The 17,305-nt window shown below is 61.8% G+C and carries 17 protein-coding genes, 1 tRNA gene and 1 pseudogene; 14 read left to right on the top strand and 5 right to left on the bottom strand.

Annotation, left to right across the window (positions count from 1 at the left end):
- Window positions 1–38: 38 nt before the first annotated feature.
- Together GGD53_RS25935 and GGD53_RS25930 are read left to right on the top strand one after the other, a co-directional pair.
- On the top strand, window positions 39–1,565 hold the full coding sequence (locus tag GGD53_RS25935) for a serine hydrolase (RefSeq protein WP_184459607.1): 1,527 nt from the start codon (window positions 39–41) through the stop codon (window positions 1,563–1,565).
- Window positions 1,566–1,677: 112 nt separating this feature from the next.
- Window positions 1,678–1,953 carry a hypothetical protein gene (locus tag GGD53_RS25930; protein ID WP_088393824.1) on the top strand — a complete coding sequence of 92 codons (276 nt, stop codon included), beginning with the start codon at window positions 1,678–1,680 and terminating at the stop codon, window positions 1,951–1,953.
- Between the two features lie 44 nt (window positions 1,954–1,997).
- Here the strand turns inward: GGD53_RS25930 and GGD53_RS25925 are convergent, their stop codons facing one another.
- Together GGD53_RS25925 and GGD53_RS25920 are read right to left on the bottom strand one after the other, a co-directional pair.
- Complete coding sequence (locus GGD53_RS25925) at window positions 1,998–2,435, bottom strand: DUF1489 family protein (RefSeq protein ID WP_184459606.1); 438 nt, start codon at window positions 2,433–2,435, stop codon at window positions 1,998–2,000.
- A gap of 183 nt (window positions 2,436–2,618) precedes the next feature.
- Entirely contained in the window at window positions 2,619–4,019 is a 1,401-nt protein-coding gene (locus tag GGD53_RS25920) for an L-serine ammonia-lyase (protein ID WP_184459605.1), read from the bottom strand.
- A gap of 268 nt (window positions 4,020–4,287) precedes the next feature.
- Here GGD53_RS25920 and GGD53_RS25915 point away from each other — a divergent pair, with 268 nt between their 5' ends.
- Complete coding sequence (locus tag GGD53_RS25915; protein ID WP_184459604.1) at window positions 4,288–5,052, top strand: DUF599 domain-containing protein; 765 nt, start codon at window positions 4,288–4,290, stop codon at window positions 5,050–5,052.
- Window positions 5,052–6,041, top strand: coding sequence for a heparan-alpha-glucosaminide N-acetyltransferase (locus tag GGD53_RS25910; RefSeq protein WP_184459603.1), 990 nt, complete (start codon window positions 5,052–5,054; stop codon window positions 6,039–6,041). Before GGD53_RS25915 ends, GGD53_RS25910 begins: the two co-directional genes overlap by 1 nt.
- Before the next feature lie 27 nt (window positions 6,042–6,068).
- On the opposite strand, the gene GGD53_RS25905 is transcribed toward GGD53_RS25910, so the two are convergent.
- Together GGD53_RS25905 and mgtE are read right to left on the bottom strand one after the other, a co-directional pair.
- Window positions 6,069–6,461 (bottom strand): MerR family transcriptional regulator, encoded by a 393-nt coding sequence (locus GGD53_RS25905; RefSeq protein ID WP_011425479.1) that lies wholly within the window; start codon window positions 6,459–6,461, stop codon window positions 6,069–6,071.
- A gap of 66 nt (window positions 6,462–6,527) precedes the next feature.
- On the bottom strand, window positions 6,528–7,940 hold the full coding sequence (mgtE, locus tag GGD53_RS25900; RefSeq protein WP_184459602.1) for a magnesium transporter: 1,413 nt from the start codon (window positions 7,938–7,940) through the stop codon (window positions 6,528–6,530).
- Window positions 7,941–8,181: 241 nt separating this feature from the next.
- On the opposite strand from mgtE, the gene GGD53_RS25895 reads away from it, so the two are divergent.
- The 3 genes from GGD53_RS25895 to GGD53_RS25885 all read left to right on the top strand — a co-directional run bounded on the left by GGD53_RS25895 (window position 8,182) and on the right by GGD53_RS25885 (window position 9,932).
- On the top strand, window positions 8,182–8,676 hold the full coding sequence (locus tag GGD53_RS25895; protein ID WP_184459601.1) for a peptide deformylase: 495 nt from the start codon (window positions 8,182–8,184) through the stop codon (window positions 8,674–8,676).
- Window positions 8,677–8,746: 70 nt separating this feature from the next.
- Complete coding sequence (locus tag GGD53_RS25890) at window positions 8,747–9,259, top strand: BON domain-containing protein (protein WP_184459600.1); 513 nt, start codon at window positions 8,747–8,749, stop codon at window positions 9,257–9,259.
- A gap of 304 nt (window positions 9,260–9,563) precedes the next feature.
- Window positions 9,564–9,932, top strand: a complete 369-nt coding sequence (locus tag GGD53_RS25885) for a hypothetical protein (protein ID WP_184459599.1) — start codon at window positions 9,564–9,566, stop codon at window positions 9,930–9,932.
- A gap of 184 nt (window positions 9,933–10,116) precedes the next feature.
- On the opposite strand, the gene GGD53_RS25880 is transcribed toward GGD53_RS25885, so the two are convergent.
- Window positions 10,117–10,201: transfer RNA gene (locus tag GGD53_RS25880), tRNA-Leu, on the bottom strand.
- A 182-nt stretch (window positions 10,202–10,383) separates the two neighbouring features.
- On the opposite strand from GGD53_RS25880, the gene lipB reads away from it, so the two are divergent.
- The 7 genes and pseudogenes from lipB (at window position 10,384) to GGD53_RS25845 (ending at window position 17,173) form a co-directional block, all read left to right on the top strand.
- Window positions 10,384–11,103, top strand: a complete 720-nt coding sequence (lipB, locus tag GGD53_RS25875) for a lipoyl(octanoyl) transferase LipB (RefSeq protein ID WP_184459598.1) — start codon at window positions 10,384–10,386, stop codon at window positions 11,101–11,103.
- A gap of 80 nt (window positions 11,104–11,183) precedes the next feature.
- Window positions 11,184–12,100 (top strand): annotated as a pseudogene (locus tag GGD53_RS25870) (DMT family transporter).
- Window positions 12,101–12,197: 97 nt separating this feature from the next.
- The gene (locus GGD53_RS25865) at window positions 12,198–12,902 is read left to right on the top strand and encodes a hypothetical protein (RefSeq protein WP_184459597.1); all 705 of its coding nucleotides are present in this window, start codon (window positions 12,198–12,200) and stop codon (window positions 12,900–12,902) included.
- Window positions 12,903–13,009: 107 nt separating this feature from the next.
- Window positions 13,010–15,019 carry an acetyl-CoA carboxylase biotin carboxylase subunit gene (locus GGD53_RS25860; protein ID WP_184459596.1) on the top strand — a complete coding sequence of 670 codons (2,010 nt, stop codon included), beginning with the start codon at window positions 13,010–13,012 and terminating at the stop codon, window positions 15,017–15,019.
- A gap of 75 nt (window positions 15,020–15,094) precedes the next feature.
- On the top strand, window positions 15,095–16,222 hold the full coding sequence (locus tag GGD53_RS25855; RefSeq protein WP_184459595.1) for an S-(hydroxymethyl)glutathione dehydrogenase/class III alcohol dehydrogenase: 1,128 nt from the start codon (window positions 15,095–15,097) through the stop codon (window positions 16,220–16,222).
- Entirely contained in the window at window positions 16,222–16,695 is a 474-nt protein-coding gene (locus GGD53_RS25850; RefSeq protein ID WP_184459594.1) for a GNAT family N-acetyltransferase, read from the top strand. The genes GGD53_RS25855 and GGD53_RS25850 overlap by 1 nt, the downstream gene beginning before the upstream one ends.
- 10 nt (window positions 16,696–16,705) lie before the next feature.
- The gene (locus GGD53_RS25845) at window positions 16,706–17,173 is read left to right on the top strand and encodes a YaiI/YqxD family protein (protein WP_184459593.1); all 468 of its coding nucleotides are present in this window, start codon (window positions 16,706–16,708) and stop codon (window positions 17,171–17,173) included.
- Window positions 17,174–17,305: the final 132 nt, after the last annotated feature.

The raw sequence follows: 17,305 nt of genomic DNA, 5'->3' as shown, positions 1-17,305 counted from the left end.
CTGCCCAATATCTGAAATGCAAAGCGAAGAGTGGAATAGTGTCAAGGTCAGTCTCCTCCGTATCATCATCCCGGTCCGGCAGCTTTTTCGCAAAGCTCCTGGCGATCCTTTCGGTGGCTCTCACGGTCGTCCTGGTTGAATCGGTCAATGCCGACGCGGAGGCGGCCAATCCGAAATATGCGGGCATCGTCGTCGACGCCAAGACCGGCAACGTTCTCTACAGCGAGAATGCCGATCGGCTGCAATATCCTGCCTCGCTGACCAAGATGATGACCCTTTATATGACCTTCGAGGCCTTGGAGCAGGGTCGCATCCGCCTCGATACGCCGGTTCCCTTCTCCGCTCACGCGGCCGCCCAGGCGCCGACCAAGCTTGGCGTGCGCCCCGGCGGCACCATCACCGTCGAACAGGGCATCCTTGGTCTCGTCACTCTGTCGGCCAATGATGCGGCAACCGCGCTTGGCGAGATGCTCGGCGGCAGCGAAGACCGCTTCGCCGAGATGATGACCGCCAAGGCGCATGCGCTCGGCATGACGCGCACCACCTATCGCAACGCCAACGGCCTGCCGAATACGGCGCAGATGACGACGGCGCGCGACCAGGCCCGCCTCGGCATCGCCCTTCGCCAGCATTTCCCGCAATATTACGGTTATTTCTCCACCCGCGCCTTCAAGTTCGGCACCCGCACGATCCGCAGCCACAACCGGCTGGTCGGCTCCGTGCGCGGCGTCGACGGCATCAAGACCGGTTATACGCGCGCCGCCGGCTTCAACCTGGTGAGTTCGGTACAGGTCGACGGCAAGTCGATCGTCAGCGTGGTGCTCGGCGGCACTTCCGGGTCGGCTCGAGACGCTCAGATGCGCAATCTGATCGCCACCTACCTCCCGAAGGCGTCGAGCCGCGGCGGAAATTCGGCGCTGGTGGCCCAGGCAGCCCCTGCCCCTGAAATGATCGAAACGCCTGCTCCGGTTCAGCCGCAGAAGGCTCGGCAGCAGGTCGCCCCGGAACAGGTCGCAAAGACGATCACTGCGGCGCAGCCACCGGTTTCTGCCGCTGCCGCCGATCTCAGCCTGCCGCATAAGGGCCCGCTGCCGGATGCCCGTTATCAGGTAGCCGAGGCCGAAGTCGCCTATACCGAAACATCGTCGCCGAAATCCGACAATCCGCTGGTCGCCCAGGCGATGCCGTCGCCGACCAGGGTCAAGACCACGAGCTTCAAGCAGCAGGCTCCGGTCGCTGCACCGGCTGCACAGGATAACGCCGCCGTCGACCACGTCACGACCGCTTCGACCAGCGCCACCCCGGCAAGTGCTGCGCCTGCGGGATGGGTCGTCCAGGTCGGCGTCTCGCCGAGCCGGCAGATGGCCATGGACCTCCTGGAGAGCGCCAAGAGCAAGGGCGGCAAGGCGCTGGCCTCGGCAAAGCCCTTCGCCGTCGCCTACGGCGCTGGCAACGACCAGGTCTATCGCGCCCGCTTCGGTGGCTTTGACGATCAGCGCGATGCGGTCAACGCCTGCAAGGCCTTGAAGAGGGCCGGTATCAAGTGCTGGGCCGCAGCACAATGAGTTATTCGGTGCTGCCTGCGACATGGCCGGCGGCATCCGTAACGGCCGGAATCGGTGTTTGCGTTTCCGGCCATCGGTTTGAACTCGATCAGTAATGCGTACGGGGAAAACTATGGCGATCAATGAGAATGTTCCGGGAATGCCAGGCGACCGCCGCGGCGGGGCTAAAGGGCGTTCATCCCTGCATCCGCTGCACGAGGCGGCTCTGCGGCTTGCCGAAATCGGTCTGCAACGGCCGAGAGCGAAGTCTGCCAAGACCCGGGATCTCATCAATCTGCTGCTTTGCCATGGCGCCCGCGCCTGGCGCTATTCGCAGCCGGAAGCCCGCATTCATCTGCATGTGACGTCGCCGGACGGCAGTGCGCCGGTGCAATTGCGTCTGCGCTGAAATCCGCATGCCGTCGTCCGAAACCGGTATTTTGGGCGATAGAATTAGAGCAGGCCGAGATCTGTCAGCTCGCGGCGCAGCTCCGCGGGCATTTCGGCGATCCCGGCGCCCAAGCTCGTCAGATCGGCCGGCACGTCGTCTTGGGTATAGTAGCGCCATCCCTGGAATGGCCGCTTCGGCTGCACCGCGGTTTCGATGACCTCCGGGCCGAGCATCAGGCGGCAGCGTGAAATCCCTTCGTCGTCGGTGAACGTCTCGATGTCGAGCAATCTCTGCCTCGCCTGCACCTGTCCCTTGATCACCCAATAGAGCGATCCGCCGTCGAGAAGCTCTGCCATGCGTTTGGGCACCATGCGCGTCGTGTGAACCGAATGCGGTTCGAGCCCGGCGGCAATGGCGCGCAGCGAGCGCTCCGCCACCCATTCGCGCAGATCCTCGATCGAGTCGGCGCCGACACAGAGTTTGATGAGATGCAATGCCATGCCGCCGTTGAAATCCTTTTGGCGGCGGGCGTCAAGCGCCTATAGCAATTCCAGGAAAAGTGTGAAGCGGTTTTCCCAGGCAAAGCACGAAGCGTTTGCCGACAATTACGTAAAAACAAGAATTTATAGCAGTTCAGCGCTCGCGTGAAGCGCTGAGCCGCTCTAGCGAAGGAGTCCGCACGCTCAGCATTCGACGACGTTGACGGCCAGGCCGCCGGTCGAGGTTTCCTTGTATTTCTCGCTCATGTCGTGGCCGGTCTGGCGCATCGTCTCGATGCAGGCGTCGAGCGGCACGAAATGCTGGCCGTCGCCCTTAACGGCAAGCGATGCCGCCGTGACGGCCTTGACGGCGCCGAGCGCATTGCGCTCGATACAGGGAACCTGCACGAGGCCTGCGACAGGATCGCAGGTCATGCCGAGATGATGTTCGAGCGCGATCTCGGCGGCATTCTCGATCTGCTCCGGCGTGCCGCCCATTACCGCTGCCAGGCCTGCAGCCGCCATCGCCGCGGCCGAGCCGACCTCGCCCTGACAGCCGACCTCGGCGCCAGAGATCGACGCATTGTGCTTGATGATGCCGCCGATCGCGGCAGCCGTCAGCAGGTAATCGCGGATGCCGTTCTGGTCCCAGTCCTCGTGGAAATGCTCATAATAGCGGATCGTTGCCGGAATGACGCCGGCCGCGCCATTGGTCGGCGCGGTGACGACGCGCCCGCCGGCGGCATTCTCCTCGTTGACGGCCATCGCATAGACGCTGAGCCAATCATTGGCGAGCAGCGGATTGACGCGATTGCTGCGCCACTCCTCCTGCAGCTTGTCGTGGATGCGGCGGGCACGGCGCTTGACGTTGAGGCCGCCGGGCATGACACCCTCGACCTTGAGGCCGCGCTCGATGCAGGAACGCATCGCTTCCCAGATGCGGTCGAGCCCCTGATCGAGCTCCTCGCGCGAACGCTGGCTCTCCTCGTTCGCCCGCTTCATCTGCGCAATCGAAAGCCCGGAGCGCTCCGCCATCTCCAGCATCTGTTTCGCGGTCGAGAAGGGATAGGGCACGCGCACGCCGCCCGTCGCATTCTTCTTCGCCCGCATCTGTTCCAGTTCGGTGTCGGTAACGACGAAGCCGCCGCCAACCGAATAATAGATGCGCTTGAGGAGCAGCCGGTCGTCCTTGTCAAACGCCGAAAAGATCATGCCGTTGGCATGGCCTGGCAGCGGCTGTTTCTTGTCGAAGATCAGATCGGTCTTCGGCTGGAATTGGTAGGCCGGATGGCCCGCAGGCGTGATGCGGCCGGTGCGCTCCACGGTGTCGATGATACCGTCCATCCTGTCGGGATCGACACTGTCGGGCGCCTCACCCATCAGTCCGAGAATGACAGCCCTGCCCGTACCATGGCCGATCCCGGTATGGGCAAGCGAGCCATGCAGGCTGACGTTGATCGCAGCGACCTGAGCACCTGACGGGCGCGGCCATTCGCTCGACAGGATCAGGTCGAGAAAACGGTTGGCGGCCGACATCGGACCCATCGTGTGTGAGCTCGACGGTCCGACACCGATCTTGAACACGTCGAATACCGAAAGAAACATGGATGCGCCTTCTGAACCGCTGGAATGCAAATTTAAACGCCGCCGGCTTCGGATCCAAGCGGCGAACCGACATCGCCTGGAGTCGGTGCGACATTTCACACTAGCGCAGAGCCCTGAAAATCGGAATCGCTTTTCATGGCTATATCGCCATGTGTGTCCCCTTATGGACGCGCAGCGGTCTAAATCCATGTGAGCCGGGCTTACCGGTCATTGCAGCATCTCAGCGCATATGTAAGGTGGCCGCAATCATGCGGAGACTGAATCATTGATGACGACGGCGGATTATATCGCTCTGACCTTCTTTGCCTGTGTCTGGATGGGTTACTCCTGGCTGCTGAAGGGTCGCACCTTCTTCGGGCGCACCAGCCTGACCCATGCGATGACCGAACGGCGGCGGGAGTGGATCTATAATTCGCTGCGGCGCGACCTGAAGATGATCGATACACAGATCATGTCCGGCCTGCAGAACGGTACGGCCTTTTTCGCCTCGACCTCGATCTTTGCGCTCGGCAGTTGCTTCGCGCTGCTCGGCGCGACGGAAAAGGTCGACGCCGTCTTTGCCGACCTGCCCGTCGTCTTTCATGGCGGCCACGCCGCCTTCGAGATGAAGGTCGGCGGTCTGGCGGCGCTGTTCGGTTATGCCTTCTTCAAGTTCGGCTGGTCCTATCGGCTGTTCAACTATTGCACCATCCTTTTCGGCGCCATCCCGATGATGCGCGAAGCCGAAAGCGACGTCATCGCCGCCGAGCGGGCCGCCGAACGCGTCATCCGCATGAATGTCATCGCAGGCAGCAATTTCAACGAGGGGCTCAGGGCGATCTTCCTGTCGATCGGCTATCTCGGCTGGTTCATCAATCCTTACGTCTTCATGCTGACGACGGCGACCGTCATCTTCGTGCTGACACGGCGGCAGTTCTTCTCGCAGGCGCGGCTGGCGATCATGGATGCCGGCCCGCCATCAAATCCACACCTTTCTGCTATTCGCCGCGACACGCCGTCGAACGACGGAAATGATTTGATCGGGGGACTTTGATGACAATGCCGGCAATGCGGGCCGATGCGGTGGCAAGACCGCCGCGCATCGGTCTATTGGATACGGCGCGCGGCGCCGCGCTGATCGCCATGGCGAGCTACCATTTCACCTGGGACATGGAGTTCATGGCCTATCTGGCGCCGGGCACGGCCGAGACGGGCTGGCTGAAGATCTATGCCCGGGCGATTGCCACGACCTTTCTCTTCATCGTCGGCATCAGCCTGGTGCTCTCCAGCACGCCGACGATTCGCTGGCCGTCCTACTGGAAACGCTTCGGCATGATTGCCGCGGCGGCCGCGGTCATTTCGATCGCCACTCGCGTCGCTATGCCGGACACGTGGATCTATTTCGGCATCCTGCATTGTATTGCGGTGCTCACGCTCATCGGCGTCGTTTTTGTTAGATTGCCGCTCGCCGTCACGCTCCTGGTCACAGTCGCGCTCCTTGCCGCCTGGATTCTCGATAATTTCGGCACACCGGGCCTGCTCCGCTCGTCCTTCTTCGATCCGAGATATCTCGCCTGGATCGGCCTTGCCGAAACGCCGCAACGCTCCAACGATTACGTGCCGCTGTTTCCTTGGGCTACACCGTTTTTCGTGGGCTTGAGCATCGCCTTGATCGCCATCAGAACCAGGCTGCCGCATCAGCTCGCGGCCATCGGCACAGGCTCCTGGTGGCCGGCGAAGCTTGGCCGCCACAGCCTTGCCTTCTACCTCATTCATCAGCCGGTGCTGATCGCGATCGCTTACGGACTTTCCCTTATCGTCCCGCCGCCGCAGCCGGATCCCGTCGAAACTTACCTCAGGCAATGCAACTCCGCTTGCGTCATGCAGCAAGGCGAAGCCCTCTGCCGCAGCTTTTGCCAGTGCACGCTCGACAGATTACAGGCCCAGGCGCTGCTGATACCGCTGCAGGCCGGCAAGATCGATCTGCAGAACGATGAGCGGGTCCAGACGATCGCCGGCGAATGCAGCGCCGAGGCGCAATAAGGACCGGCAACCGTCCTGTGGCAGGTCTCAGGTGGTGACGCCGATTTCAGCGAGGCGGCCGAGGCAGGCCTCTTCGATATTGTCGAGTTCCGTCAGCGTGTCGTCTATGTCCTTGCGCTTCTGGCGTAGGTCCTCACGCTTCTCGTCGACGCGTTTCATCAGAAGCTTCAGCTGGCCGAGTTCGCCCGGCGGCTCCTTGTAGACCTGGATGATCTCGCGGATCTCCGCGATGGTGAAGCCGATCCGCCGTCCGCGCAGGATTTCCCCGATGAGCCGTCGGTCCGCCGGCCGGAAGAGACGCGTGCGCCCTCGCCGCTCCGGATGGATCAGTCCCTCGTCTTCGTAGAAGCGGAGCGTGCGCGTCGAGACACCGAATTCGCGCGTCAGCTCCGTTATGCTATAATATTTGTTCACCGGCATGTGTTCCCCGTCGTCGAACCGGCAATAATATTGACTTTTACGTAATAGTCAATTTCGGGCGAACCGTCAGATGCCGAACCACCAGGTGGCGATGCCGAGAAAGGCGAAGAAGCCGGTACAGTCGGTTACCGTCGTCACGAACACCGACGAGGCAATCGCCGGGTCCGCTCCCACCTTGTCGAGCAGCAGCGGCAGCAGGATGCCGGCAAGCGCGGCCGCCATCAGATTGATGATCATCGCCGCCGCGATCACCCCGCCGAGCTGATAGTCGTGAAACCAGATGCCGGCGATCGCGCCCATGATCGTCGCAAAGACGGCGCCGTTGAGAATGCCGACGCCGGCCTCCCTGCGGATGATGCGGCCGGCATTGTAGATGTCGAGATCGCGGGTGGCGAGCGCACGCACGGTCACCGTCATCGTCTGCGTGCCGGCATTGCCGCCCATCGAGGCGACGATTGGCATCAGCACCGCAAGCGCGATCATTTTCTCGATCGAGGCGTCGAACAGGCCGATGACGCTCGCCGACAGCATTGCCGTGCCGAGATTGATCAAAAGCCAGAGGAAACGCGAGCGCGCCGTCGAGATCACGTTGTCCGACAGCTCTTCGTCGCCGACGCCGCCGAGGCGCTTGATGTCCTCGTCCGCCTCTTCGTGAATGACGTCGACGACGTCGTCGATGGTCAGCACGCCCACAAGCCGGCCGTTTTCGTCGACAACGGCAGCCGAGAGCAGGTCGTATTGTTCGAAGAGCTGGGCAGCCTCCTCCTGGTCCATCTCGGCGGGAACCGGATGATTGGTCTCCCGCATGATCTGCTCGATCTTCGTCTGCCGCTTGGTGCGCAGGATCTGATCGAGATCGACGGCGCCGAGCAGCTTGAAGGTCGGATCGATGACGAAGATCTGCGAGAAGGAATAGGGCAGATCCTCCTCGTCGCGCATGTAGTCGATCGTCTGCCCCACCGTCCAGAACGGCGGGACGGCGACGAACTCCGTCTGCATGCGGCGTCCGGCCGAGCTTTCCGGATAATCGAGCGCCCGGCGCAGCCGCACCCGCTCGGTAAACGGCATCTGGGCGAGGATGTCTTCCCGGTCCTCCTTGTCGAGGTCTTCGAGAATGTAAACGGCATCGTCCGAATCGAGTTCGCCGATGGCGGCCGCGATCTGCTCGTTCGGCATCTGGTCGACGATTTCGCGGCGAATTGCCTCGTCGACCTCGGTCAGCGCCGTCATGTCGAAATCTTCGCCAAGCAGGCGCACCAGCGCCAGGCGCTGATCCGGCTGAATCGATTCGAGCAGGTCGCCTATCTCGGATTCATGCAGGCGGGCGACATTCCCGCGCAGGAACAGCGTATCTCTATCGGCGATCGCCGCACCGACGAGCGCCAGGAAATCGCCGCGGACATTGCCGTCCTCGTCGTAGATATCCGCTTCCTCGTCATCGCGCCGGCGAATGCGGTCTTCCGTGTCGGTCGTCGTCATCTGCCGCCCTCGCACCTGGTTCGAATTTCAGCGACTGCCGCACCGCATTCGCAAATGTCGGCCGAAAACACATTGTCAACAAGCGGATAAGCGAATCCCGCGCGAGGCTCCCGCAGTCAGAATTCTTGGCCCCTGCTAGCTCAAAGCATCCTTGTCGTAAAGCGCCAACCGTGCTTCGTGATGACAATGTCTGCGGCCGGCCATAGTTTCCCTGCCGCTCAAAGAGAGGGGAGCCCGCTTCATGCCCATCCGTCCGATCCTGCGCTATCCGCATCCGGGCCTGAAGACCGTCTGCGAACCGGTGACGGCCTTCGATGCCTCGCTGGCCGCGCTGGCCGACGACCTGCTGGCGACGATGCGCTCAGCCCCCGGCGTCGGCATCACCGCCGCCCATATCGGCGTCTTCCTCCGTGTGACGGTGCTGGAGCTCGACCGGGCCGACAGTGTGCGCCTCTACGTCAATCCGCAGATTACCTGGAGGTCGCCGGAGACGATGAACCATGCCGAGGGCAGCGTTTCCATGCCCGGCGCGACCGAAGAGGTCACACGCCCACGAGCGATCCGCTTTCGCTATCAGGATGCCGGCGGCATCGTGCACGAGGAGGCCGCCGAAGGTTTCCTCGCCATCTGCGTCCAGCACGAGGTGGACCAGCTCGACGGTATCTTCTGGCTGCAGCGGCTTTCGCGGCTGAAACGCGAACGCCTCGTCAAAAAATGGGAGAAAACCCAAGGCTGACAAATTGCCCGCCACACCGAACCATTCGCCCCTGTCGGCGTTGTCCCGAGAGAAACTAGGAGCGACTATAATGGCAAGGATCGGTGACAAGACCCCGATTTCACGCGAGGCCCCCGAGCTTTCCCGTGAAGAAGATTATCGCGACCTCGAAGAACGCAATCTCGACGACGGCTGGCCCTATGCCGATGGCACCGCTGCCAGCGACCCGGCAAACCGCCCCTATGGCGAGACTGCGGCAAATTTCGACAGCGATCCCAACACCGGCTTCCGAGTCGATGGCACAGACCAAGACGGCAACGAGAACCGCCTCAAGGATTCGTTGCGCGCCGGTATGATCGACCGCGATGAAAGCGACGAGCTCGAGGCGCGGGTGAACGACGCCCTCGAAAACATTCCCGAGGTCGATATCAACAGCATCGAGGTTCACGCGGACGGTCATGTCGTCACCCTCGAAGGCTCGGTCGAGACGATCGGCATTGCCCGCAAGGTCGAGCTCGGCGCGCTTTCGGTCGACGGCGTCCACCATGTCCGCAACAAGCTGCAGCTGACCGGGGTCGACGCGCATATCCCGAACGAAGACTGATCCATGACGCCCGACAGTTATCATCGAAGGGAGGCGGCGCCGCCTCCCGTCCGGTCTTGCCTCACATTACCAAAAGTTAACAATTTCCGATTGCAGCAGGAGCAGGCAGTCTGCCGTTCATTTTGTGCGGCGGTTGCCGTAACGGAAACGTCACTTTCGTTGACAACACCGTGATTTCATTTGAACAAAAGGCAATGAAGCGATCGCTTTCCGTTCACAATATTGCCGCAATTGGCGCGCGAAATCTTATCCGCCGGGGATGGTTTATGTTGTTGAATGCAACAACAGATTGAGGAGAAGAACCATGCGCATCAGATTTGCCCTCGCCGCGTCCCTGTTTGCCGTCAGCCTTGCCGGCGCGGCCTTCGCTCAGCCGACTTATTCCGACGATTATACCAACGACAGCGATGGTTTCGCGCCCTCTAAGATGGCGCAGCCTGCCCCGGTGCACTACAGCAACAACCACAAGGCTCCGGCCTATTCCAGCGACTATACCAATGACAGCGACGGTTTCGCGCCGACGGCCATGGCAGCCCCCGCGGTCGACAAGACCGCGACCGCAAGCATCAAGCCCCTGCCCCCGTGCCACAGCATGGTCGGCCCGAGCGGCTCCCATACCAAAGGTGCCGACAGCGGCGCTTCGCGCACCGAAGCCTGCCGCGCAATGCATTGATCGGCCATAACACGCGATCGGAACGAAAGGGCCGTAGCCGGCCCTTTTTTCTGTTCAGCTGTCCCGGGCTGTAGCCGGGGACCCGCTGAGTTCCTGCGTCGCGGCACTCTCACGTATATCTGGGAAAATGAAGACATAAAAAAACCTCGTGGAACCAAAAGGTCACGAGGGTTTTTTAATAACTTGGTGCGGTCGAGAAGACTCGAACTTCCACGGGTTGCCCCACAGCGACCTCAACGCTGCGCGTCTACCAATTCCGCCACGACCGCATCGTGGTAGGTGCCGATTTGCGTCGGCGGGGCAGCATGTAGCAAAAGCATTTGGGGTGCACAAGGGCGATATGACAGTTTTTTTGAAAACCTTTCACGGCATTTGAATTGGCCGGAAAACGGGTCCATATAGGTCTCCTGCCGCCCCTATTTCGTCAGGCATTTGGGACAGGCGGCAAGGAATGGCCATGCTTCGCACCGATCTCGAATTCTCCATGCTCCCGAAACTCGGTACGCGGCCGGTGCGCTGGCGTATCGCCGATGGACTCGTTGCCTATGAGGCGGCGGTGGAGACGATGGAGCGCGAGGTGGCGGCGATCGGAGAAGGCGGCGACGAACTTGTCTGGCTCGTCGAGCATCCGCCGCTCTATACCGCCGGCACCAGTGCCAATGCGGGCGACCTCGTCCAGCCGGATCGCTTTCCGGTCTTTGCGACCGGACGTGGCGGTGAATATACCTATCACGGACCCGGCCAGCGCGTCGCCTATGTCATGCTCGACCTGAAGCGCAGGCGCCAGGACGTACGCGCCTTTGTCGCCGCTCTCGAGGAGGTCGTCATCCGCACGCTCGACATGATGAACGTGCGCGGCGAGCGGCGCGAGGATCGCGTCGGCGTCTGGGTCCGCCGCCCGGAAAAGCCGTTGCTGCCAGACGGCACGATGGCTGAAGACAAGATCGCCGCCCTCGGCATCCGGCTGCGCAAATGGGTGACCTTCCACGGCCTGTCGCTCAACGTCGATCCCGATCTCGATCATTTCAGCGGCATCGTGCCCTGCGGGATATCGGCCTATGGCGTCACCAGCCTCGTCGATCTCGGCCTTCCCGTCATGATGGCGGATGTCGACATCCGGCTGCGCGCCGCGTTCGAGACGGTTTTCGGTGAAACGGCCAATGATCTCTGACCGCCTGCGCGGTTTCACGGGCTTGATTTGCCCGGCTTTCCCGTGATTGATGGACGCCGTTCCCACGAGAATCGGCAGCCATGTCAAAGCCCCATCAAGATTCCCTGCAGGGCATGGCCATCATGTCCGGCGCCATGTTCATCCTGCCGATCATGGATGCCATCGCCAAATACATGGCATCGAATCGATGTCGCCGGGTCAGGTCACCTTCTACCGCTTCTTCTTCCAGATCGCCTGCACCCTGCCGATTCTCTTTGCCGTTTTTGGACGCAAGGCGCTTTCCGCAAGGCGGCCGTGGATGAATCTGCTGCGCGGCGTGCTGCATGGGGCGGCGAGCCTACTGTTCTTCGTCGCCGTTAAATACATGCCGCTTGCCGACGTCTTTGCCATCTATTTCGTCGAGCCCTTCATGCTGACCGCCATGTCAGCCCTGTTTCTCAGGGAGAAAGTCGGCTGGCGGCGCTGGATGGCAATCGTGGTCGGTTTCGGTGGCGCGATGATCGTCATCCAGCCGAGTTACGAGGTTTTCGGCCTGAAGGCGCTGCTGCCGGTAGCCTGCGCCTTTCTCTTCTCGCTCTATCTTTTCCTCAATCGCGCGATCGGCGAGGCCGATTCGCCGCTCACCATGCAGACGATGGCCGGCATCGGCGGAACGATCTTCATGGCGGCCGCCCTTCTCGTCGGCGGCAGCGCCGGCAATGGGGATTTCGCCATTTCCCTGCCCTCCTCCGGCCTCGGCCTTGCGCTGCTTCTCGCCCTCGGCTCGATCTCCGGATATGCGCATATGCTGGTAGTGCGAGCGTTCCGGCTTGCACCGCTGTCGCTGCTTGCCCCGTTCCAATATTTCGAGATCATCTCGGCCACCGTGCTCGGCTATGCTCTGTTCAATGATTTCCCGAATTTCTCCAAATGGATCGGCATTTTCATCATCGTCGCATCCGGCCTTTTCATCATCTGGCGAGAGCGGCTGCAGGCGCGATCGCTAAAATCTTCGTGACTCGCGCAGCAGGCGGTTAACTCCCCTTCTTGAGGGATCGTCAATTCGCGAACGGTAAAACTGTCTCCGGCTTCATGATGAAGCCTGGAGTTAAAACATGAGCGAATTCCGTCTCGCTTTTCCGGCCTGTGTCGTGGCCGGTAAGCATCGGCTGACGGCCGAAGATATCGTACTGCTGCGCAAACATGCCTTTCCGGAGGGGATCCGGACATCCCAGGATGTCGTTGCAATGTTGGCGCTCAACAATTCCTGTCCCGAAAAATGTGCCGAGTGGAACGCTTTCTTCGTGGAGCAGATCGCCGGCTTCATAGTCCATTACACTTATCCGCAGGGCTCGCTTGATGAAATCAACGTTGCCTGGATCATGCGCATGTTCACGACCGACGGCGTCGTCAACTCGGCGCTGGAGCTCGAGCTCATTCTCCACATCATGGAGATTTCGGCCGATGTGCCGGGTGAATTGAGGGCGCTTGCCCTCAACCAACTTCGTCTGGCGATCACCGACGGCATCGGCGGCTATAATCTGTCGCGCGCCGTCGACCGCAAGAACATCACACGCCAGGACGCCGATTTTGCGATGCGCATCTTCAGAAGCATCGCCGCAGGCGGCGTCATCGCCGTGTCGCCGGCCGAATATGGCGTCCTCCACCAGATCGAGCAGGCAACGCTGCCGGGCGCCAACCATCCGCACTGGGCTGGGATCATGGCCGCCGTTACGCTGCGCGATCGCGCGGAACCGCGGCGCAGCCGCTGGCTGCGCATCGTCGACGAGGAATCCGTCGCGGAAGCCGCCGTCGCCTGACATTCGGCGACGTAATCCCACGTCTCCCGCGCGCCGACCCCAAGCCGATTGTGCGTTCCGGTGTTTTATGCGTAAAACTCCGGAACGCATTTCTGGGTGGAGTCTCGATGTTCAAGAAAATCCTGATCGCGAATCGCGGCGAGATTGCCTGCCGCGTGATTAAGACCGCACGCCGCATGGGCATTTCGACCGTTGCGGTCTATTCGGACGCGGATCGGGATGCGCTGCATGTCGACATGGCCGACGAGGCCGTCCACATAGGTCCCGCCGCAGCGTCGGAAAGCTATCTGGTCGCCGACAAGATCATCGCCGCCTGCAAGGCGACCGGTGCCGAGGCGGTGCATCCCGGTTACGGATTTCTCTCCGAGCGCGCCTCTTTCTGCGCCGAGCTGGAAAAGCAGGGCATCGTCTTCATCGGCCCGAAGCCTAAGGCCATTATGGCGATGGGCGACAAAATCGAATCGAAGAAGTTCGCCAATGCGGCCGGCGTCTCCACCGTGCCCGGCCATCTCGGCATCATCGAGGATGCCGCGCATGCGGAAACGATCGCTGGCGGGATTGGCTATCCCGTCATGATCAAGGCGTCTGCCGGTGGCGGCGGCAAGGGCATGCGCATTGCCTGGAACGAAGCCGAGGTGCGCGACGGCTTCGAGCGCGCCCGCTCGGAGGCCAAGAGTTCCTTCGGCGACGATCGCGTTTTCATCGAGAAGTTCGTCGTCGAGCCGCGTCACGTCGAGATCCAGGTGCTCGCCGATGCGCATGGCAACGTCGTCTATCTCGGCGAGCGGGAATGCTCGATCCAGCGGCGGAACCAGAAGGTCGCGGAAGAGGCACCCTCACCTTTCCTCGACGAAAAGACCCGCAAGGCCATGGGCGAACAATCGGTGGCGCTGGCGAAGGCCGTCGACTACCAGAGCGCCGGCACGGTCGAATTCATCGTCGACCGCGACCGCAATTTCTATTTCCTCGAAATGAACACCCGCCTGCAGGTCGAGCATCCCGTGACCGAACTCGTCACCGGCATTGATCTCGTCGAGCAGATGATCCGCATCGCGGCGGGAGAGCCGCTTGGCTTCAGCCAGGAGGCTGTCAGGCTCGACGGCTGGGCGATCGAAAGCCGACTCTATGCCGAAGACCCATACCGCAACTTCCTGCCTTCGATCGGCCGCCTGACGCGCTACCGCCCGCCGGCGGAAGGCAGGACCGGCAATGTCGTGGTCCGCAACGATACCGGCGTCTTCGAAGGCGCCGAGATCTCGATGTATTACGACCCGATGATCGCCAAGCTTTGCACCTGGGCGCCGACGCGCAGCGAAGCGATCGAGGCCATGGGCAGGGCGCTGGACGGCTTCGTCGTCGACGGCATCGAGCACAATGTTCCCTTCCTGTCGGCGCTGATGAAACATCCACGCTGGCGCGAGGGCCGGCTTTCCACCGGCTTTATTGCCGAGGAGTATCCTGACGGCTTCGCGCCGATGAAGCCGGACCGGCAGGAGGAAGCCACGCTTGCCGCAATCGCGCTGTCTGCCTCGCTCATCGAAGCGAGCCGCCGCGAACGTTTCGCCGATCGCCTGCGCGCCGCATCGGCCACGCTGCGGGAGCATTGGGTGGTCAAAACAGAAGGCAGCTACGTCGCTGTCAGGTTGCTCGATGGCCTCGTCACCATTCCCTTCGATATGGAGATGGAGATCGAGGGCGAAAGTCGGAGTATTGTCACCGATTGGAGACCGGGTGATCCGGTCTGGAGCGGCAGGGTCGGCGACCAGGATATCACCGCGCAGATCCGTCCCGTCCTCAACGGCCTGCGCATCGACTGGCAGGGACTGTCGGTGACCGCCAAGATCTTTTCGCCGCGCCATGCGGAACTCGACAGGCTGATGCCGGTGAAGCTACCGCCGGACACCTCCAGGCTCCTGCTCTGCCCGATGCCCGGCCTCGTCGTGTCCATCGCGGTCGCCGAGGGTCAGGAGGTCAAGGCCGGTGAAACACTGGCGATCGTCGAGGCGATGAAGATGGAAAACGTCCTGCGCGCCGATCGCGATCTCGTCGTCTCGAAGATCAACGCCGCCGCCGGTGAAAGCCTGGCGGTCGACGCTGTTATCATGGAATTCGCTTGAGCCCGGCTCGCCGGCCATGTCAAGCTTGGCCGATACAAGCAGTTCGGCACCGACAAATCAGCAGGAGATAGGAAGATGGACGTTCGCGCCGCCGTAGCCGTTCAGGCCGGAAAGCCGCTTGAAGTGATGACCGTGCAGCTCGACGGGCCGAAGGCCGGCGAAGTACTGGTGGAAGTCAAGGCGACCGGCATCTGCCATACCGACGATTTCACCCTGTCGGGCGCCGATCCGGAAGGCCTGTTTCCGGCCATCCTCGGCCATGAGGGCGCCGGCATCGTCGTCGATGTCGGTCCGGGTGTGACCTCGGTCAAGAAGGGCGACCATGTCATTCCGCTTTATACGCCGGAATGCCGCGAGTGTTATTCCTGCACGTCGCGCAAGACCAATCTCTGCACCTCGATTCGATCAACCCAGGGCCAAGGCGTGATGCCGGACGGCACCTCGCGCTTCTCGATCGGCAAGGACAAGATCCATCACTATATGGGCTGCTCGACCTTTTCCAATTACACGGTGCTGCCGGAGATCGCGCTCGCCAAGATCAATCCCGACGCGCCCTTCGACAAGGTCTGCTACATCGGCTGCGGCGTCACCACAGGCATCGGCGCCGTCATCAACACCGCCAAGGTGGAGATCGGATCGACGGCGATCGTCTTCGGTCTCGGCGGCATCGGCCTGAACGTCTTGCAGGGGCTGCGCCTGGCCGGCGCCGACATGATCATCGGCGTCGATATCAACCCGGATCGCAAGGCCTGGGGCGAGAAGTTCGGCATGACGCATTTCGTCAACCCGAAAGAGGTCGGCGACGACATCGTTCCCTATCTGGTCAACATGACCAAGCGCAATGGCGACCTGATCGGCGGCGCCGACTACACCTTCGACTGCACCGGCAACACGAAGGTGATGCGCCAGGCGCTGGAAGCTTCGCATCGCGGCTGGGGCAAATCGGTCATCATCGGCGTGGCCGGCGCCGGCCAGGAAATCTCGACGCGGCCGTTCCAGCTGGTCACCGGCCGCAACTGGATGGGCACCGCCTTCGGCGGCGCGCGCGGCCGCACCGACGTGCCGAAGATCGTCGACTGGTACATGCAGGGCAAGATCCAGATTGATCCGATGATCACCCACACCATGCCGCTCGAAGACATCAACAAGGGCTTCGACCTGATGCACAAGGGCGAAAGCATCCGCGGCGTGGTGATCTATTGATGGCGGCAGCCAACTACCAGGTCGATCTCAGGCATTTCGATGAGCTCCCCGCGCGGGAGCTCTACGATCTCCTTCGAATGCGTGTCGATGTCTTCGTCGTCGAGCAGAACTGTCCCTATCCGGAACTCGACGGCAAGGACATCGATGCCCTGCATCTCAGACTGCTGGAGGGCGGTGACCTCCTGGCGGCGGTGCGGATACTGAAACCACATGCGCCACAGGACCCGTCAAAGATCGGCCGCGTCGTCGTCTCGCCTGCCCATCGCGGCAAACGTCTGGGCGATGCATTAATGCGCGAATCGATCACCGCCTGTGAGCGGCTTTATCCTGCCAATCCGATCGCCTTGTCGGCGCAGGCCCATCTGCGCCGCTTCTATGAATCCTTCGGCTTTGTCGGGACGTCGCAGGAATATCTGGAAGACGGCATTCCCCATATCGATATGATCAGACAGCCGGCCACCCAATCGGCATGAGGATATCGCCATGATCTATGTCGACGCCGATGCCTGCCCGGTGAAGCCGGAAATCCTGAAGGTTGCTGAACGCCACGGCCTCGAAGTCACCTTCGTCGCCAATTCCGGCCTGCGCCCGTCCCGCGATCCGATGATCCACAACGTCATCGTTTCCAACGCCTTCGATGCCGCCGATAACTGGATCGCCGAGCGCGCCGGCGCGGGCGACGTCGTCGTTACTGCCGACGTGCCGCTCGCCGTGCGCTGCGTCGCGACCGGCGCTTTCGTCAGCGGTCCGACCGGACGTGTCTTCGACGAGAGCAATATCGGCATGGCGAGCGCCATGCGTGATCTTGGCGCGCATTTGCGCGAAACCGGCGAAAGCAAGGGCTACAACGCCGCCTTCAGCCCGAAAGACCGCTCGCGTTTCCTCGAAACCTTCGACCGCCTCTGCCGCCGCGCCAAGAACTTTTCCGCCGAGGCCGACCGCCAGTCATGATCTCCTCCGCAAGCCAGCAAGAAACGGGTGGAATGGCGGCCATGCCGATTCCTACCTTGAAGACGGCCGTTCCCTCACTGATATAAGCACGATCGCAGACGACTGCGGCGTCCTGAGGATGCAACCGTCGCG

Source organism: Rhizobium aethiopicum (assembly GCF_014197535.1).
Taxonomy (GTDB): Bacteria; Pseudomonadota; Alphaproteobacteria; order Rhizobiales; family Rhizobiaceae; genus Rhizobium; species Rhizobium aethiopicum_A.
The sequence above is the reverse complement of the archived record's forward strand: the minus strand, read 5'-3'. Positions and strand labels throughout refer to the sequence as shown.

What these genes read in the sequence shown, in the direction of transcription:
- lipB (WP_184459598.1), top strand. Translation starts at nt 10,384, where the DNA reads ATGGCCATGCTTCGCACCGATCTCGAATTCTCCATGCTCCCGAAACTC.
- GGD53_RS25885 (WP_184459599.1), top strand. Translation starts at nt 9,564, where the DNA reads ATGCGCATCAGATTTGCCCTCGCCGCGTCCCTGTTTGCCGTCAGCCTT.
- GGD53_RS25865 (WP_184459597.1), top strand. Translation starts at nt 12,198, where the DNA reads ATGAGCGAATTCCGTCTCGCTTTTCCGGCCTGTGTCGTGGCCGGTAAG.
- GGD53_RS25890 (WP_184459600.1), top strand. Translation starts at nt 8,747, where the DNA reads ATGGCAAGGATCGGTGACAAGACCCCGATTTCACGCGAGGCCCCCGAG.
- GGD53_RS25905 (WP_011425479.1), bottom strand. Translation starts at nt 6,461, where the DNA reads ATGCCGGTGAACAAATATTATAGCATAACGGAGCTGACGCGCGAATTC.
- GGD53_RS25895 (WP_184459601.1), top strand. Translation starts at nt 8,182, where the DNA reads ATGCCCATCCGTCCGATCCTGCGCTATCCGCATCCGGGCCTGAAGACC.
- GGD53_RS25915 (WP_184459604.1), top strand. Translation starts at nt 4,288, where the DNA reads ATGACGACGGCGGATTATATCGCTCTGACCTTCTTTGCCTGTGTCTGG.
- GGD53_RS25925 (WP_184459606.1), bottom strand. Translation starts at nt 2,435, where the DNA reads ATGGCATTGCATCTCATCAAACTCTGTGTCGGCGCCGACTCGATCGAG.
- GGD53_RS25850 (WP_184459594.1), top strand. Translation starts at nt 16,222, where the DNA reads ATGGCGGCAGCCAACTACCAGGTCGATCTCAGGCATTTCGATGAGCTC.
- GGD53_RS25930 (WP_088393824.1), top strand. Translation starts at nt 1,678, where the DNA reads ATGGCGATCAATGAGAATGTTCCGGGAATGCCAGGCGACCGCCGCGGC.
- GGD53_RS25910 (WP_184459603.1), top strand. Translation starts at nt 5,052, where the DNA reads ATGACAATGCCGGCAATGCGGGCCGATGCGGTGGCAAGACCGCCGCGC.
- GGD53_RS25845 (WP_184459593.1), top strand. Translation starts at nt 16,706, where the DNA reads ATGATCTATGTCGACGCCGATGCCTGCCCGGTGAAGCCGGAAATCCTG.
- GGD53_RS25920 (WP_184459605.1), bottom strand. Translation starts at nt 4,019, where the DNA reads ATGTTTCTTTCGGTATTCGACGTGTTCAAGATCGGTGTCGGACCGTCG.
- mgtE (WP_184459602.1), bottom strand. Translation starts at nt 7,940, where the DNA reads ATGACGACGACCGACACGGAAGACCGCATTCGCCGGCGCGATGACGAG.
- GGD53_RS25860 (WP_184459596.1), top strand. Translation starts at nt 13,010, where the DNA reads ATGTTCAAGAAAATCCTGATCGCGAATCGCGGCGAGATTGCCTGCCGC.
- GGD53_RS25855 (WP_184459595.1), top strand. Translation starts at nt 15,095, where the DNA reads ATGGACGTTCGCGCCGCCGTAGCCGTTCAGGCCGGAAAGCCGCTTGAA.